This is a genomic window from Halosolutus sp. DAT137 (assembly GCF_059736405.1).
The window spans coordinates 30,944-46,945 of record NZ_JCAQID010000013.1; the positions used below are offsets into that span (position 1 = coordinate 30,944).

Annotated in this window: 16 protein-coding genes; 8 read left to right on the plus strand and 8 right to left on the minus strand. The window is 61.6% G+C overall.

Annotated features, from left to right (window positions below):
- Nucleotides 1–117 precede the first annotated feature (117 nt).
- Together AC6I6L_RS19545 and AC6I6L_RS19550 are read left to right on the plus strand one after the other, a co-directional pair.
- A complete protein-coding gene (locus AC6I6L_RS19545) occupies nt 118–1,761 on the plus strand; it encodes an alpha-amylase family protein (RefSeq protein WP_497919447.1) in 1,644 nt (547 codons plus the stop codon).
- 128 nt (nt 1,762–1,889) lie between these two features.
- The gene (locus tag AC6I6L_RS19550; RefSeq protein WP_497919448.1) at nt 1,890–2,540 is read left to right on the plus strand and encodes a DUF7095 family protein; all 651 of its coding nucleotides are present in this window, start codon (nt 1,890–1,892) and stop codon (nt 2,538–2,540) included.
- A 30-nt stretch (nt 2,541–2,570) separates the two neighbouring features.
- On the opposite strand, the gene AC6I6L_RS19555 is transcribed toward AC6I6L_RS19550, so the two are convergent.
- The 5 genes from AC6I6L_RS19555 to AC6I6L_RS19575 form a co-directional block, all read right to left on the minus strand.
- A complete protein-coding gene (locus AC6I6L_RS19555) occupies nt 2,571–3,365 on the minus strand; it encodes an ABC transporter permease subunit (RefSeq protein WP_497919449.1) in 795 nt (264 codons plus the stop codon).
- Nucleotides 3,358–4,344, minus strand: a complete 987-nt coding sequence (locus AC6I6L_RS19560; RefSeq protein ID WP_497919450.1) for an ABC transporter ATP-binding protein — start codon at nt 4,342–4,344, stop codon at nt 3,358–3,360. Before AC6I6L_RS19560 ends, AC6I6L_RS19555 begins: the two co-directional genes overlap by 8 nt.
- 144 nt (nt 4,345–4,488) lie before the next feature.
- Nucleotides 4,489–5,292, minus strand: a complete 804-nt coding sequence (locus tag AC6I6L_RS19565; RefSeq protein ID WP_497919451.1) for a class I SAM-dependent methyltransferase — start codon at nt 5,290–5,292, stop codon at nt 4,489–4,491.
- An 86-nt stretch (nt 5,293–5,378) separates the two neighbouring features.
- Nucleotides 5,379–6,248: a deoxyribonuclease IV gene (locus tag AC6I6L_RS19570; RefSeq protein WP_497919452.1), complete on the minus strand. Its 870-nt coding sequence runs from the start codon at nt 6,246–6,248 to the stop codon at nt 5,379–5,381.
- A gap of 245 nt (nt 6,249–6,493) precedes the next feature.
- Complete coding sequence (locus AC6I6L_RS19575) at nt 6,494–7,330, minus strand: lipoate--protein ligase family protein (protein WP_497919453.1); 837 nt, start codon at nt 7,328–7,330, stop codon at nt 6,494–6,496.
- A 151-nt stretch (nt 7,331–7,481) separates the two neighbouring features.
- Here AC6I6L_RS19575 and AC6I6L_RS19580 point away from each other — a divergent pair, with 151 nt between their 5' ends.
- Nucleotides 7,482–8,390, plus strand: a complete 909-nt coding sequence (locus AC6I6L_RS19580; protein WP_497919454.1) for a serine/threonine-protein kinase RIO2 — start codon at nt 7,482–7,484, stop codon at nt 8,388–8,390.
- A gap of 260 nt (nt 8,391–8,650) precedes the next feature.
- On the opposite strand, the gene AC6I6L_RS19585 is transcribed toward AC6I6L_RS19580, so the two are convergent.
- The 3 genes from AC6I6L_RS19585 to AC6I6L_RS19595 all read right to left on the minus strand — a co-directional run bounded on the left by AC6I6L_RS19585 (nt 8,651) and on the right by AC6I6L_RS19595 (nt 11,293).
- Complete coding sequence (locus AC6I6L_RS19585; protein WP_497919455.1) at nt 8,651–9,382, minus strand: DUF7847 domain-containing protein; 732 nt, start codon at nt 9,380–9,382, stop codon at nt 8,651–8,653.
- 266 nt (nt 9,383–9,648) lie between these two features.
- Nucleotides 9,649–10,302, minus strand: coding sequence for a bifunctional 4-hydroxy-2-oxoglutarate aldolase/2-dehydro-3-deoxy-phosphogluconate aldolase (locus AC6I6L_RS19590; RefSeq protein ID WP_497919456.1), 654 nt, complete (start codon nt 10,300–10,302; stop codon nt 9,649–9,651).
- 205 nt (nt 10,303–10,507) lie between these two features.
- A complete protein-coding gene (locus tag AC6I6L_RS19595) occupies nt 10,508–11,293 on the minus strand; it encodes an IclR family transcriptional regulator (protein WP_497919457.1) in 786 nt (261 codons plus the stop codon).
- Nucleotides 11,294–11,571: 278 nt separating this feature from the next.
- Here AC6I6L_RS19595 and phnD point away from each other — a divergent pair, with 278 nt between their 5' ends.
- From phnD to AC6I6L_RS19620, 5 genes are all read left to right on the plus strand, one after another.
- Nucleotides 11,572–12,711, plus strand: coding sequence for a phosphate/phosphite/phosphonate ABC transporter substrate-binding protein (phnD, locus tag AC6I6L_RS19600; protein WP_497919458.1), 1,140 nt, complete (start codon nt 11,572–11,574; stop codon nt 12,709–12,711).
- Nucleotides 12,712–12,802: 91 nt separating this feature from the next.
- Complete coding sequence (gene phnC, locus AC6I6L_RS19605) at nt 12,803–13,615, plus strand: phosphonate ABC transporter ATP-binding protein (protein ID WP_497919459.1); 813 nt, start codon at nt 12,803–12,805, stop codon at nt 13,613–13,615.
- A gap of 1 nt (nt 13,616) precedes the next feature.
- Entirely contained in the window at nt 13,617–14,432 is an 816-nt protein-coding gene (gene phnE / locus AC6I6L_RS19610; RefSeq protein ID WP_497919460.1) for a phosphonate ABC transporter, permease protein PhnE, read from the plus strand.
- Nucleotides 14,432–15,256 (plus strand): phosphonate ABC transporter, permease protein PhnE, encoded by an 825-nt coding sequence (gene phnE / locus AC6I6L_RS19615; protein ID WP_497919461.1) that lies wholly within the window; start codon nt 14,432–14,434, stop codon nt 15,254–15,256. The genes phnE (AC6I6L_RS19610) and phnE (AC6I6L_RS19615) overlap by 1 nt, the downstream gene beginning before the upstream one ends.
- Entirely contained in the window at nt 15,253–15,972 is a 720-nt protein-coding gene (locus tag AC6I6L_RS19620) for an HAD family hydrolase (protein WP_497919462.1), read from the plus strand. The genes phnE (AC6I6L_RS19615) and AC6I6L_RS19620 overlap by 4 nt, the downstream gene beginning before the upstream one ends.
- Nucleotides 15,973–16,002 lie beyond the last annotated feature (30 nt).

The window sequence follows — 16,002 nt, forward strand, 5'->3', positions numbered from 1 at the left end:
CCCCTATAATTTTGGCAGTCTGCGTCCTCTCGATCGGGATTCCGTAACCGAGAGGAGCGGCCCACCGCCCCGACCAGAAACGATCCGTTTTTGGAAATTCGTTCTCCACTGAAATTCATGGAAGCTGCGTACGAACTGGAAGATGACCAACTCTGGTATCGCGACGCCGTCGTCTACTCTCTCGACGTCAAGACGTTCAACGACTCGAACGGGGACGGCTGGGGCGATTTTCAGGGACTGATCGATCGAATCGACTACCTCGACAGTTTGGGCGTCGACTGTCTCTGGCTGCGTCCGTTCTACCCGAGTCCGCTTCAGGATAACGGCTACGACGTCGCGGACTACTACGACGTGGACCCGCGACTGGGCACGCTCGATGAGTTCTCGGAGTTCGTCGACCTCGCCCACGAGCGGGGCATTCGCGTCCTCACTGACGTGGTGTTCAACCACACCTCGATCGAACACGAGTGGTTCAAACGTGCCCGCGACTGGGACTCCGAGTATCACGACTACTACCTCTGGTCGGGCGACGTCGAGAACGCCTACAACACGATGAACATCTTCCCGGAGTACGAAGACGGCGTCTGGTCGTGGGACGAGGAGGCGGGACTGCACTACTTCCACCAGTTCTATCACTTCCAGCCAGACCTGAACGTCGCCAACCCCGCCGTGCGAGACGAAATCTACGACGTGCTCCGGTTCTGGCTCGACCTCGGCGTCGACGGCTTCCGCGTCGATGCGGCCCACCCGATGGTCCAGCCGAAAGGCCACGACGGAGCCGAAATCGAGGACCCGGCCTGGCTGTACACGGAGATGCGCGAGGTCGTCCGCGAGGAGAAATCGGACGCGATCTTGCTCGCTGAAGCCGACGACGAACCGGACCAGCTCGAACACTACTTCGCAGACGGCGACGGGTTCGACCTCCTGTTCAATTTCGTAATCAACTCCCACCTCGTCTACGGCGTCGCCGTCAAGGACACCTGGCCGCTCGAGCGCGCCTACGAGGTGCTTCCGGAGACGCCGTACCCCTCTCAGTGGGCGAATTTCCTGCGCAACCACGACGAGTTCAACCTGCTCAAACTCCCCCAGGAGGCCTTCGAGCACGCCCGGGACTTCCTCGGGGACGACGACTCGTGGATCTTCGGACGCGGCCACCGCCTCCGGCTGGCCGACATCTACGACGGCGACCACGATCGAATCGCGTGTGCACACAGCCTCGTGTTCTCCCTGCCGGGCACGTCGGTGATCAACGCCGGCGATGAGATCGGGATGGGTGCCGACCTGTCGGTCCCCGAACGCGAGTCGGTCCGGACGCCGATGCAGTGGTCGAACGATCGCAATGGCGGCTTTTCGACGGCCGACGCCGACGACCTCTACAACCCGATTCGCGCCGAGGGGCCGTTCGGGCACGAGCAGATCAACGTCGACGACCAGGCGACCGACGCCGACTCCCTGCTCAGCCGAATCAGCCGACTCGTCGACGCTCGAACGGCTGCCCCCGAGGTCAGCGAGGGCGAGTTCTCGATCGTCGACGTCGAGCCAGATGACGTGTGGGTCCACCGGTTCGACCACGGCGATACCGTCCTGCTGGTCGCGCACAACATCGCGGACGAACCTCGAGAGATCGACGTTCGATTCGACCCGTCGGGCGAGACGACAGACGCCGTCGTCGGCACCGGTGAGTACGACGCCCGCGGCGACGACTGTACGCTCTCGCTCGATCACTGCGAGTACGTCTGGGTTCGCGGACGGCGAGCCTGAGTTCGGACTCGAATTTCGACCGTTTCCTCAACTCCGATTTCGCTCATCCGGTCGACTGCAGGTGTCGACACTGACCCCGCGTTCCTCGCCGGGAAACCGTTTTGGGCCGCTCGTCCCAACAGTCGACAATGAGCGAATTCGCCCGCGAGGCCGCCGTCACCCGCGTCGAACGGCTCGTCGACACCGTCGAGTCCGATCGTATGCCGGTTCCCGTTCGCGAGGTCTGGGTTTACGGCGACGTCGCGCTCGGGTTGGACCCGATCGATCGTCTCGACGTCTACCTTGCAAAGGACGTGTTGATGCGCGATCCGTCGGACCGCGAGACGACCAGCACTGATGACGACGTACCCGGCGTCGGGAAATCCGTCCGCGCTGACTGGGCCGCCGAATACCCCGAACACGTCCGAACCAACCGGAACGGCCACGCCGCCCCCGAACAGTGTCTCGCCGCCCACCTTCTCGAAGCGGACGAACCGATCCATCTCGAGGTCTGTAACGCCTCGTTCGAGGACAACGTCACTCAGCGCCTTCGGGGAGCCAGACTGCGCGAGGATTACACCCAGTTGCTCGACCCGCGAGGCGTCTGTCTCTGGGCGGGGGGAACCCGAAGCGAGGAGGCGTTTCGCAAACTCCGGGAGGGCGAACTCGCCCTGCCGACGCTCTCTGCGGCTCTCGAGATGCTCGGCATGGACGATGACGAGGCGACCGACGCCGCGCGCGAACTCCACGGCTGGCGGGACCAACAGGAGGGCGTGACGGTGCGCGGAGACGTGGTCTGAGCGGTTCGAGCCGGGTTCTCGGGTTTGTCCCTAGCTCAGGTCTTTTCGTCCGAACCAGAACTGGCTAAGCAGTACCAGTCCGGCCGTCATCGCGATCAACGCGCCGACGCCTGCGAGATCGTACTGGCCGTCGAGCAAGATCGCGTTCGGATCGAAGTACCGCATGGGCGCGATCGCACCGATCGATTCGTACTCCGTCCCGGTGAGTAGCGACTCGAGCATGAACAGCCCGAAGACGCATCCGAGCGCGATCCGCTGGGCGATGCTCGATCGATCGACGGCGACGGAGGCGACCAGTCCGATTCCCGCGCAAGCGAAGAGGTAGGGAATCGAGAGGACGTGAAGGGCGGCCACGTCTGCGATCGCGATCGGCTCGTCAACGGCCACTGCAGTGACGTAAACGACGATCGGCGTAACGACGTTGACGACCACGATCGGGACGGCGAGCGAGGCGAATTTCTCCCCGACGACGCGGGCGCGGGAGACGGGCATGGAGAGCAACATGTCCATTCGCCCGTGCTCGACGTCCTCGGCGATCGTTCCGGCGGCGAGATAGGCGAGGTACAGCCCGAGCAGGATCGTCCAGCCGAAGATGTAGAGTTCGAAGGCGAGAAACCCTTCGAGCGAGGCCATCGTCCGGATGTCGAACAGCTGGATCACACCCTCGGGATAGGCCTGCAGGAACTCCTCGTCGACGTTCTCGAACGAGCCGCTGAAAGAGGGGTAGATCCAGATGACGATGACGGCCAGCAGCGACATCGCGATCGAGAGGTAGATGCTGCCTTTGAGCCGGTGACGACCGTCGTAGCGCGTAAACTCAAACATCGTCGATCACCTCCGCAGTACTCGGCGCTCTGTCCAGTGTTTCCTCGTCCTCGTCGCCGTAAAAGCGCATGAAAACGTCCTCGAGCGGGGCCTCCTCGATCGACAGGTCGAGTAACCGATACCCCCGCAGTCGATCGACCAGGACGTTGACGTCGCCGGTAAACGTAAACGCACACTCCGTAAACGCCGCTCCGGAGCCGCCCTGGATATCCTTATCGTCCGCCTCGCCGCCATCGAGGGTCGTCTCGAGGTCGTGGACGCCATCGATGGCAACTACGTCTCTGGGGATCGGCTCCGCGGCACGCAGTCTAACGACCTTCCCGCTCCTGTCGAGGAGCGCCTCGACGGGTTCGACCGTCACGAGTCGGCCCTCGCGGATGATCCCGACCCGATCGCAGAGTCGCCGGACCTCGCTCAACACGTGCGATGAAAAGAAGACGGTCGTCCCGCCGTCGCGCTCGGCGCGGAGGAACTCAGCAAACCGCTGTTGCATCAGCGGATCGAGACCGCTCGTTGGCTCGTCCAGGATCACCAGCTCCGGGTCGTGCATGAACGTCGTCACGAGCCCGAGTTTCCGGACGTTTCCGTGGGAGTATTCTCGAACCACACGATCGAGGGGTGGATCGAACAGTTCGAGGAGGTCGTCGCTGCGCTCGTCGCCTTTGACCGAGGCGTGCAGGTCGAGTATCTCGCGGCCGGTTGCGGACTCGTCGAACGCCGGGTTGTCCGGGAGATAGCCCAGTCGGCGCTTTGCCTCGAGGAGGTCGCTCTCGTCGGTACAGTCGTGACCGAGCAGCCGTCCGGTTCCGGCAGTTGGAGAAAGAAAACCCAGCAGCGTTCGAATTGTCGTCGTCTTGCCTGCACCGTTCGGACCGAGATAGCCGAATATTTCGCCGCGCTCAACGCTGAACGTCACGTCGTCGTTTGCGCGGACCGTCCCGTACTCCTTGGTCAGTCCGTCGAGTTCGATCGCTGCCATACGCCGGCTACGAGCGAGGGGATCAAGATGTTGTTGGCAGGGAAACAGTACGATCGAGCGATCTATCCGCAAGCGGCCGATCTCTCTGTACCGTAACCGGCCCGGATTCGACGTACCGGCGCGGCTCTCGCTGTCGACTGGCGATTATGCGTCCGGAATCCGGCCGACGGTCACGTAGAACGGAACCGTTTCCCTGCGGCGGTAGTCGCGATCGGTCATCTGGTCGATCACGTCCCGGCCCATCTCGCGCCAGGCGCTTCGGAGATCGTCGTACTCGGGTTCGGTCAACGCACCCCGAAGCATCGTCTCCCTGTCGTCGGCCAGCCCGGCCCCGCTGGCCTTGCGACGGGCGACGGTCAGCGCGTGCTCGTCGTAGGGCGGTTCGATCGTCCGGTCATGGTCGTACTGGCGAGTCCCACAGACTTCGAGTCCTGCGTCCGTAAACGCCGTTTTCGCGTCCGAACCCAGCGTCACGTCGGTGTCGACGCCGTCGAGATAGGCTCGCCGTGCCCGGCGCTCGAGGGGTTCTTCGGGACCGACGCTCGAGACCACGTCGACGGCCCCGTTGTCGGGTTCGATCGCCGCCACGAGATTTCTCGAGACGCGGGCGAACTCTTCGATCGCGGCGGCCGGATCGGGGAGGTTGATCAACAGCGCCTGACAGACGACGAGATCGAACGCGTCGTCGGCAAACGGCAACCGAAGCGCGTCGCCGGCGACGACGGGAACGTGCTCGCGTGCGACGCCGAGCAGTTCCCGGTCTGCGTCACAGCCGACTACGTCGCCTGGACACTCAGCGGCGAGCACGCGACTCAACTCGCCGGTTCCGCAGCCGACGTCGAGGACGCGCTCGCGATCGTCGAGCGAAAGCGGCTCAAGGGCCTGACGGGAGTCGCCCCACATTCCCGTTCGAGTCCGGCGCAGGTAGTCTTCGGAGAACTCGCGCACGGTCCGGGATAGGAGCGATCGGTCTAAAAGTGGGTCGATCTGCTATCGATCCGGACTGCGTCCGATTCGGCGTTCGCCTGCAACGACTACGCCTCGCGCAGTTTGGCGACCTTCTCGATGTTCCAGGCGAAGCCGCGGCCGTCTTCCGTTGGCGTTTCGAGCGCAAACGGCAGGTCACGCAGCTCGGGATGGGAGACGATCGCGCGCATGCCGTCTTCGCCGATGTAGCCTTCCCCGATGTGGGCGTGTTCGTCTTTGTGCGTACCGACGTCGTGTTTCGAGTCGTTGAGGTGAATGTACTCGAGGTACTCGAGGCCGACCTCGTCGTCGAAGCGCTCGACGGTCTCGTCGACGGCTTCGGGCGTCGTGAGGTCGTTGCCCGCGACGAGCGTGTGGGCCGTGTCGATACAGATGCCGATGTCGGTGTCGGTGCGATCGATGATGCCGGCGAGATGGGAGAACTCGCCGCCGAGTTTGGTGCCGCTGCCGGCGTCGGATTCGATCAGAATCTGAACGGCGTCGGGCACGTCGAGTTCGTCGATGAGGCTGGCCGCGTTGTCCAGTCCGCCCTCGACGCCCGCGCCGGTGTGGGCACCGAGGTGAACGTTGACGTACGGAACACCGAGTTTTTCGGCGGCGTCGAGTTCGGCCTGCATGCTCGCTTTGGACTTCTCGCGGAGGTCGTCTTTCGGCGTACAGAGGTTGACCAGGTACGCCGAGTGGATCACCCACGGCCCCTCGAGTTGCGCCTCGGTTTCGGCCTGGAACCCCTCGGCGGCCTCGTCGCTGATCTCTGGCTGTTGCCAGACCTGCGGCGAGGTCGTGAAAATCTGCCCGCAGTTGCCGCCGAAGGCGAGCTGGCGGTGAACCGCGTTGCGGATGTCGTCGTACGGCGGTGTGTCTTCGTCTGAGGAGACGCGCGACCCGGAGATCGAAACGTGTGCACCGACCTTCATAGACGCCCGTCAGTACCGGTTCGTGATAGGTATGTCGGAGCGAACGCGGTTCGGAGGCCGAAGGCCGAGAACCGCGAAGAGGCGAGCGGGGAGCGCAGCGACCCGCGAGCAGCGGGGTTTCGGAGTGAGCGAGAACCGCGAAGAGGCGATCGGGGACCGATCGCGAGGCCCAACGCGCCCAGCACTGCAAGCGACCGGTGGAGCCGGATCTGCGATCGGCAACCCGTGAACGATCGACGACCGTCTTACTGCCCGTTGGCTTCGAGTACTTCCCGATCGCGGACCCAGGCGTCGGCCCCGAACTTTCGGTCGGCGAGGTCGGCTGCGGCGTCCAGCTCTTCGTCTCGCCACCCTGACTCCGTCGCGTTGCACCACTCGGCAAGCGAGTCCGCGAGCGTTTCGACCGCCACCTCACGATCGATGCCCGCCTGCTCGCGGAGGCTCGTCACGCGATCGGTGAACGTCGCTCGATCGAGGTCGGTGTCGAAGACCCCGATGTGGCGCTCGGGTTCGAGATCGTAGCTGATCGAGCCGTGCTGGATGACGACGTCGCGCTGGCGGTACTGGGCGTTGCCGCTGATTTTCTGTGCGTCCGCACCCGCGGCGACGGATGCGACGATGTCGTGGGCTGGGTGGATGTCCCGGAGGTAACAGGACGGATAGTAGATCGAGTCCTGCTCGGCGGCTGCGAAGTCAGCGTCGACGCCCATCTCCCGGAGTGCCGCCAGCACCGGTTCACAGAACAGCGCGTAACAGTCCATCAGATCGCCCGGCACCTCGTTGGCGGGCGCAACGATCGTATACGAGATGTCCGCCCACCGATTGTGGTAGATTCCGCCGCCCCCGGTCTGTCTGCGCGTTACGTCGATCCCCTCGCGATCGCAGTATGCCCAGTCGACCGTGTCGGCGTCCTGGCGGTAGCCAAGCGAGAGCGTGCTCGGCTCCCAGTCGTAGACCCGAACCGTTCGAACGTCGTCTTCGATCGCCGTACGCGCGGCGACCTCCTCGAGTGCCATCTGCGTCGCCCCATCCCGAGGATCGTCCCTGATCAGTCGCCAGTCCCGATCGGCAAGCGTCGTCATAACCGATTCGAGGGCGGCGAGGCGCAAAGGGATTCCGACCCCCTCGAATTTTATATCGTGCTATGTGATTTATCAGCCGCTATAGCACGATCGATGACGGCTTCGCCGCCCTGTCACGACGTTTTTACGTCCCGGGCGGCTACCCGCTCGCATGGTGCGGAACGTCGCCGGGGAACTCCCGGAACTCGAGCCGGAGGATTTCTATCTCCTCTCGGGCGTCGAACAGGGAATGCGCTTCTCGGAGTGGGTACAACGCGAGAAGCTGCCCTCGTTTTCGAGCCTGACCGAGGAGGAGGTCGACTACCGCCTCGAGCGCTGTCTCAAGCGCGGGTTGGTCGAGAAGAAAACGATCCAGTACGAGGGGTATACCCTCCAGTTCGAGGGCTACGACACGCTCGCGTTGCGAGCGCTCGTCGAGCGGGATACGATCGGCGAGTTCGGCTCGCCGCTGGGCGTCGGGAAGGAAAGCGACGTCTACGAGGTACGGTCGTACAAGCCCCTCGCGCTGAAGTATCACCGAGAGGGATACACGAACTTTCGGGAGGTCCACAAGGAGCGCGATTACACGTCCGATCGAGAACACGTCTCCTGGATGTATACCGCCCGGAAGGCCGCCGAGCGCGAATACGAGATTCTCGAGGAACTGTACCCCGACGTCTCGGTCCCGCAACCGATCGATCAGAACCGTCACGCGATCGTGATGGAGAAGATGGACGGGGTCGAACTCTCGCGGACGAAACTCGCAGACGAGCAGGTGCTCGGCGTTCTCGACTTGCTGCTCTCGGAGGTCGCACGCGCGTACGAACATGGCTACGTCCACGCGGACATGAGCGAGTACAACGTCTTCGTCGACGAATCCGGCGTGACGATCTTCGACTGGCCACAGGCCGTCCCGACCGACCACGAGAACGCCACGGAATTCCTTCGGCGCGATCTGAAAAATATCGTCGGCTACTTCCGACGAAAGTACCCGCGCCACGTCCCCGACGACCTCGCGAGCGACGACCTCGCGGATGCGATCGCCGACGGGTCGTTCGAGACGGTGGCGGCGTTCGCCTGAGGGGTGGGCTGCCGGTACTGGAGATCGTCGCGACGCTGGGTTACTTTTCCACTGGTTCGTCGGACTATCGTTCGATTCGGGACGGTGGTCGGCTATGTTACCCACGGGAAGCGGTCGCTCCGTCAGTCTCGCCAGTTGGGGGTACGATCGCCGGTGTCGCGGCTGCCGTCGCGGACGCTGTGTGATGTAGTAAACCAAATAACGATATACAAAATGCACGGACACTCGCAAAACTCGATCGCGAGACCAATTCGTCCGACTCAGGCGGGCGTTCCCGCGAAATCGGGCTGGTGGTCCGGCTCGATCGCGTCTTCGAGTCCCCGGAGCTGTTCGTACGCGCGGGCGGTCGTCGCGATCGCGTAGACGGTGAGCGCGCCACCGGCGACCTGGGTGAGCACGAGAGCGACGGGACCACCGACCAGAACTGCGGGGATTCCGACCACGGCGTTGATCGCGAGCGTGACGAGGAGGACGGCGACGCCGAGTCCGAGCAGGCGGAGTCGGTTGCCGCGAGTGAGGGCCCAGCTGCTCTGGAACGCACGGACGAAGTTCTGGTCTTCGACCGCGACGAACACGCTCCAGTAGTAGAGGCTGACCAGCAGGAAGATTCCCGGAACCACCAGAAAGAGCGTCCCGATTCCGACGACGATCGCGAAGACGACCCCTCCGACGATCGTGTTGAGTGCGACCAGCCCGAGGTTTCGTCGTACGTACTCGCGGGGGATCGTCTCGGTCTCGTCGGAGACGAACGTTCTGAGCGCCGCGATCGCTGCGACGATCGTCGCCAGCGTGAACGCGATCGAGGCGAGACCGGCCAGAAGCCCGGCGAAGCCGACCGCCGGTGTCGACTCTGCAGTCGGGCCGAGGCTCGTCGGGGCGGCCAGTACGTTTCCGATCGCGAGTGCGACGAAGATCGCGACGAACAGGAGTCCGTTACGTTCTCGGGTGCGCTCGAATCCGTCGATCATGGCGTCGAGAATACTGAAGGCCATACGGTAGTGTACGCGCCCGGTGTAGATATACGAATACTGTCACATATCTGCTGGACAGAATGTCCGCATTCTGGGCATCGAGAGGTGCTTCTCCGAGATTAATTATATTCTGTGGAGAATGTTATGTGAATTCTGAACAGTTTTCGAAGCCGATTCGAGATCCGATTTCAGTGGCGGTTCGGAGCCGGAACGTCGGTACAGAATCACGATCGATCGAACCTGCAGGTACGCGCTGTCGGCCCAGTTCCGACGGCGTCGACCGGCCGTTACCGATCGCGGGCGCTGTTGACGGCGTCGACCATCGCTTCGGCGGTCGCTTGCACCTGATCCATGTCGTCGGCCGCGATCGCGTCGTAGTCGACGACCGAACTGCCCGCACCGACGGCTGCCGCGCCGGCGTCGAAGAAGTCCGCGACGTTGTCGGGACCGATTCCGCCTGTCGGGAGGACCGGTATCTCACCCAGTGGTCCCTGGAGTGCACCGATGTGGCCGGGACCGACGGTGCTCGCGGGGAACAACTTGAGCACGTCCGCGCCCGCTTCGATCGCGGTGACGGCTTCGGTGGGTGTCATTACGCCCGGCGCGGAGAGCACGCCGTGGCGGTTGCACGTCGTCACGACCTCGGGGGTAACGTCAGGCGCGAGGACGAACTCGGCACCGGCGTCGATCACCGACTGGGCTGTGGCCGCGTCGAGAACGGTCCCTGCGCCGACGACCGCGTCGGTGTTTGCGAGGGCCTCGTCGACGGCTGCAATCTTCTCGGCGACGTGGGGGTCGTTGGCCGTAACTTCGATCGCGCTGACGCCCGCGTTGTGAATCGCGCGGGCGACGGGAACGATGCGTTCGGCGTCCACACCGCGGACGACGGCGACGACGCCGCTTTCGACGATTCGGTTCAGAACCTGCCGTGTCTCAGTCATACTCGACACTCCGTTGGCAGTGACTTGAGCCCAGTGATACGCACCGACGGTGCCGAGAGTATGGCCGGGCCGGCCCGTTCTCGACGGGAAAACGCCAATTCCCCCGTCGGGCGAACGACGATCAATTCGCGACCGTACCGTAGCCGCCGCAAATCGGCCTCTGCGTCCGATCACGGTCCCTCGTGGAACCGCCGCGTGACCCGTTTCAGTCGGATTGAGACGGGGTTCGTTCGGCGTCACCCGAATCCAGCATTTCGAGTTCGATCGCTTTGGCCGTGCTCACGACGAGGCCGGTCGTGTCCTCTTCGAGGCGTTTCCCCTGCATGCGATCGGCGGGACCCGAAACGCTGATAGCTCCGACCGGGTCGTCGTCGACGACGATGGGACTGGCGACACACTGCCAGTCGGGCGTCTGTTCGCCACGGTCGAACGCAACGCGCTGGTCGCGGATCGATCGGAGTTGGCTTCGGAGCGTCGCCGGATTCGTCACCGTTCGGTCGGTGAGTTCGGGCAGGCCGTGATTCTCGACGAACGCGTCGACCTCGTCGTAGCTTCGGAACGCCAGAATCGATTTGCCGGCGGCAGAGGCGTGGAGTGCGACCTGTCCGCCCTCCGGAATTGGGTGCTCGCCGTCGCCCACGCGATAGAGGTAGATACCGTAATCGGCTTCCGGAACGACGAGATTGACTGTTTCGCCGGTCGTCTGTGCGAGGGTTTGGAGCTCCGGTTTTGCCGCCCGATAGACGGCACTTCGGTCGCGGACGCCCAGTCCGAGTTGCAGGAACTGGTGGGTAAGCTGATACGCCGTCTCGCTGCGTCGAACGTACCCCAGCGAGACGAGCGTCGAAAGGTGGTTGTGAACGGCACTCTTCGACAGACCGAGTTCCGTGGCTAACTCCGTGACTCCGGCCCGATCGCGCTCCCGAAGTGCTTCGATGATCGCGAACGTCGTCGCAGTCGCCTGAACGGAAATCTCGTCGTCGTCCCCCATCGTTCTTGCCTCGCGTTTGGTTCGAGGTTACAAAACTGTTGTTCTCTATCGGTGAACAAATCCCGCATCTAGTAATTAAATTCTACATATTATGGGTCGTATATAATCCAAGTTGCGGAAACATTTTCCGGATAAACGCCGGACTTACCGTACATGAGTATATAATTATCTGTGTTCTCTTCTCCAAAACGGCGGCTAAGGCCCTATATGTAGGCATATGGTCGAGATTGTAGTAAGATTTAAGTACTGGGGTAAACGTGTACTGTACGTCAATAAAAATGACACGAGATACCTTCACAGGGCGGTGTAGCCGGCGTACGTTCGTAACCGGAACGGGAATCGCCGGGATGGGGGCCCTTGCGGGCTGTCTAACGGAAGACGATTCTAATGGCGGCAACGGGAACTCAGACGGTGGGCAGGACGATCCCGACGACTATCCCGACTTCGATCCGACGAACCCGGAGTATCCACAACCAGCAGCGGCGCTGCTCGCACACAACTTCGAGGTGGGGACGATCGAATTCCTCGAGAACATGGAGGTCCAGGACGAACCTCGATACGGACGTGCTCCCTCGGAGCCACCGGAGGACGAGAGCGAGTGGATCGATCCAGATACGATCGTGTTCTCATACGGTGCCGGAGAAACCGGGCAGCAAGCGTACGAGGGCACGCTGGATCCGCTCGTCGAGAATATCGAAGCCGAAACCGGTCGGGATGTCCAGTTCGAGATTCTCAACTCCTACGCCGCTCAGGTCGAGGCGATGCGAGCTGAACGACTTCACCTCGCCTCGTTCTTCCCAGGGAATACGCCCCACGGTGTCAACCTCGCGGATGCAATCCCGATGGCAATGCCGGTTGCAGAAGACGGCACATTCGGGTACAAATTGTGGGTGATCACCCAGGCGGACAACGACGAAATCAACAGCGTCGAGGATCTCGCCGGAAAGAACATCGCACACACATCCGAAACGTCCGGGTCCGGAAATCAGGCACCCCGTGCAATGTTCGAACAGGACTTCGGCATCGTTCCAGGCGAAGATTATGAGGTATCATACTCGGGTGGGCACGAACAGAGCATTCTTGCGATCGCAAACGGCGATTACGATGCCGGGCCGGTTGCCAGTACGAACTTCCGCGAGGCAGTCGGTGCCGGACAGATCGATGTCGACGACATCAAGGTCGTCTGGGCGTCCAATCCGTTCCCCTCCGGCCCGTTCTCCTACCGGTACAATCTCGCGCCGGACATTCGCGAAGGGATCGAGGCAGCTTTCTTCGATTACGACTATACGGGCACGGAGATGGCAGAGGAGATTCACGGTGGGACGTTCACGGAAGTCGATTACGCGACCCACTGGGATGTCATTCTCACGAGCCACCAACACCTCGGAATTGACTACGGAACAGATATCGAAGAATAATCGGTCTCAGAACCGCTGTTTCGGTACCGGTGTAACTACCGGTTGCGATCCGGAGTGCGATTGATACCGAAACAACACATTCAGTAACATAATGCTATCAATAGAACATTTAACCAAGGTCTATCCAACTGGTGATCGCGCCCTTGACGACGTCTCGTTAGAGATCGGTGGTCGCGAAACCACGGCGATTATCGGTCCCAGCGGGGCTGGCAAAAGTACGCTCATCAGGTGTATAAATAGGTTGACGGAACCGACGTCCGGTCGTATCGTTCTCGAGGGGGTCGACGTAACTGAGCTGGATAAACGCGAACTTCGCCAGGCCCGTCTTGATATGGGGATGGTGTTTCAGGAGTACAATCTCGTCGAACGGCTCACGGTCATGGAAAACGTCCTTTCGGGACGGCTCGGTGAGGTGAGTACGTGGCAAGCGTTCCGCCGTCGCTTCCCACCCGATGCGGTCGAACACGCGTACGACACGCTCGAGACGGTTGGTCTCGCCGGCTTCGAAGACAAACGTGCCGACGAACTCTCTGGTGGCCAGCGACAGCGCGTCGGGATCGCACGAGCGGTCGTTCAGGAACCGAAGATCATCCTCGCCGACGAACCGACGAGCAGCCTCGATCCCGAAACGTCGCGAGCGGTAATGGAACTCCTGACCGATATTGCGGATGCCGAGGACATTCCCGTATTAATCAATATCCACGAGGTCGACCTCGCTCTCAAGTACGCCGATCGTATCGTCGGCATCACCGACGGCACCCTCTCATTCGAGGGTGGTCCCTCGGAACTCACCGAGTCAGTCGAAGACCGAATCTATCGTGGCGGAACTTCGGTGGATGAGAAAGAAAACGGCGACGGCACCGACCCGACCGGCCAGGTCGATGCGGAACTACGGGAAATCTGAGATGATTGAACGTACCGAAACGGTTGACAGACGGACGTGGAAGCGTCCGACGGTGTTCTACAACGCGTACGTCAAGTACTCTGTATACGTTCTCCTGTTCGGATTCGTCGCTTGGAGCGTCTGGGAGATGCGCGTCAGCCCGGACCGGCTACTTGCTGGCGGGAGCGCCGCGACGAACTTCCTCACGAACGCCGTTCCGCCGAATTTCCAGCCACAACAGCGAGAACTCATTTGGAGCGGAATGGTTGAAAGTATCGCGATGGCCGTTATCGCCACGATACTCGGTATCATCGTCAGTATCCCGGTCGGGTTTATGGCGGCAGAGAACATCTCGCCAAAGCCACTGTATCTCTTTAACCGAGGGATCATCTCCTTTGCACGAGCATTTCACGAACTCGTCATCGCGATAGTCGCCGTCATCGCCGTCGGCGTCGGGCCGCTCGCGGGAATCATCACGCTCTCGTTCAAGACCGTCGGCTTCTTCGGGAAACTCCTCTCCGAGGAGATCGAAGAGATCGATGGCAAGCAAGTCGAGGCCATTCGCGCGACGGGTGCGAACACGTCTCAGGTTATGCTCTACGGCGTACTACCGCAGGTAACGCCTCGAATTGTCGGTCTCGCGATTTACCGATGGGACATCAACCTCCGGTCGAGTACGATCGTCGGGATCGTCGGCGCGGGTGGTATCGGACTGACCCTCTTGCACTCTTTCGAGCGCTACGAGTACGACTTTACGTTCGCGATCATCCTCGTGATTCTCGCGCTCGTATTGCTCGGAGAGGGAATTAGCGCGGTCCTTAGACGGAGGATCCAGTAATGTCTGCGCAAACTAACACCAGTTCGTCGGGCGAAACGGAGCGACTCGAATGGGAACGGTTCGACAGACGGACGCAACTGTTCCGATACGTTATCGTTTTGTTCGGATTACTCGTCGCCGTCGCGTCCTGGAGCGCACTCGGGATCAACACCGAATACGTCGTCACAGCGCCGGAACAAATGGTCGATCTCTTCGAGCGGATGTACCCGCCGGACGCCGAATACGCCGGGGAGATCGTCAGTCCGCTGATTGAAACGATCCACATCGCGGTGCTTTCGACCGGGCTTGCAGTCGTTCTTGCTGCGCCGGTCGCGTTCATCGCAGCGGAGAACACGACGTTCAACCGCGGAACGTACTACCTCGGAAAGCTCATCATCTCGTTTACCAGATCGGTGAACGTGATCATCTGGGCACTGATCTTCGTCGTGATCTTCGGCTCCGGTGCGCTCGCGGGGATCATCGCAGTTGCGATCCGTTCGATCGGTTTCGTCGCGAAACTGCTCGCTGAGGCGATCGAGGAGATCGATACCGGGAGCGTCGAAGCGATCGCGGCAACCGGTGCGAACCCCCTCCAGGTCTTGATTTATGCGATCGTCCCACAAATCAAGCCGGCATTCATCACGATTACGACGTTTCGGTGGGATATCAACGTTCGCGGCGCGACCATCATCGGGTTCGTCGGCGCGGGCGGTATCGGTGTCGAGTTGACGACCCGACAGAACTCCTTCGACTGGAGTGGCGTTCTGACGATCCTGATCGCGATTCTCTTCGTGGTCGTGTTCAGCGAAGTGCTCTCGGCATACCTCCGTAAGAAAGTTACATGACAGAGATCGACTACGAAGCAGTCGTATTCGATCTCGACGGCGTCATCGTCGAGGGTGCGAATACGCAGCCGTCGATTTACCGACGCGGTGCGGTCGCGGTCATCGATGACATCGGTGACATCACGGCAACTGAGGACGATATCGATGTTCTCGGTGACCCCGACGACATCGACGCCGTCGTCGACAGGTGTGAGTCTCTTGGACTCGATCCCGACGAGTTCTGGCTCCGACGCGAGGGCGCAGCCTCGGCTATCGAAAACGAGCAAATTCGTCAGGGTCAGCGAGTCCTGTACGACGATGTGGCGACGCTCTCGACTCTCGATGTACCTCTCGGGATCGTCAGTAACAACCGTCAGGAAACGGTCGACTTCGTTGTCGACTGGTTCGGTCTCGGGACCGACTTCTCGGTCTGGTTCGGGCGTGGGGACACCATCACTGGCTTCGAGCGAATGAAACCCGATCCGCACTACATCGTCCGATCGCTCGACCGACTCGACGTGGTCCCCGACGAGGCGCTTTACGTTGGTGATCGTGAATCGGACGTACGAGCGGCCCGACGAGCGAACACTGACGCGGCGTACCTTCGACGGACACACAATGAGTCGGTGACGCTGTCTACCGATCCGGCGTACGTGCTTTCGGGACTCGACGAGTTGTCCGATTTCGTCGGGAGGAAAAAAAGAGAGGAGAATCGAGAAGAAGGTCATACGGCATGAATACGACACGTTTCAGGGCGGGTCGATCAT

What these genes read in the sequence shown, in the direction of transcription:
- phnE (WP_497919460.1), top strand. Translation starts at nt 13,617, where the DNA reads ATGATTGAACGTACCGAAACGGTTGACAGACGGACGTGGAAGCGTCCG.
- AC6I6L_RS19595 (WP_497919457.1), bottom strand. Translation starts at nt 11,293, where the DNA reads ATGGGGGACGACGACGAGATTTCCGTTCAGGCGACTGCGACGACGTTC.
- phnC (WP_497919459.1), top strand. Translation starts at nt 12,803, where the DNA reads ATGCTATCAATAGAACATTTAACCAAGGTCTATCCAACTGGTGATCGC.
- AC6I6L_RS19590 (WP_497919456.1), bottom strand. Translation starts at nt 10,302, where the DNA reads ATGACTGAGACACGGCAGGTTCTGAACCGAATCGTCGAAAGCGGCGTC.
- phnD (WP_497919458.1), top strand. Translation starts at nt 11,572, where the DNA reads ATGACACGAGATACCTTCACAGGGCGGTGTAGCCGGCGTACGTTCGTA.
- AC6I6L_RS19545 (WP_497919447.1), top strand. Translation starts at nt 118, where the DNA reads ATGGAAGCTGCGTACGAACTGGAAGATGACCAACTCTGGTATCGCGAC.
- AC6I6L_RS19620 (WP_497919462.1), top strand. Translation starts at nt 15,253, where the DNA reads ATGACAGAGATCGACTACGAAGCAGTCGTATTCGATCTCGACGGCGTC.
- AC6I6L_RS19585 (WP_497919455.1), bottom strand. Translation starts at nt 9,382, where the DNA reads ATGGCCTTCAGTATTCTCGACGCCATGATCGACGGATTCGAGCGCACC.
- AC6I6L_RS19560 (WP_497919450.1), bottom strand. Translation starts at nt 4,344, where the DNA reads ATGGCAGCGATCGAACTCGACGGACTGACCAAGGAGTACGGGACGGTC.
- AC6I6L_RS19555 (WP_497919449.1), bottom strand. Translation starts at nt 3,365, where the DNA reads ATGTTTGAGTTTACGCGCTACGACGGTCGTCACCGGCTCAAAGGCAGC.
- AC6I6L_RS19550 (WP_497919448.1), top strand. Translation starts at nt 1,890, where the DNA reads ATGAGCGAATTCGCCCGCGAGGCCGCCGTCACCCGCGTCGAACGGCTC.
- phnE (WP_497919461.1), top strand. Translation starts at nt 14,432, where the DNA reads ATGTCTGCGCAAACTAACACCAGTTCGTCGGGCGAAACGGAGCGACTC.
- AC6I6L_RS19570 (WP_497919452.1), bottom strand. Translation starts at nt 6,248, where the DNA reads ATGAAGGTCGGTGCACACGTTTCGATCTCCGGGTCGCGCGTCTCCTCA.
- AC6I6L_RS19580 (WP_497919454.1), top strand. Translation starts at nt 7,482, where the DNA reads ATGGTGCGGAACGTCGCCGGGGAACTCCCGGAACTCGAGCCGGAGGAT.
- AC6I6L_RS19575 (WP_497919453.1), bottom strand. Translation starts at nt 7,330, where the DNA reads ATGACGACGCTTGCCGATCGGGACTGGCGACTGATCAGGGACGATCCT.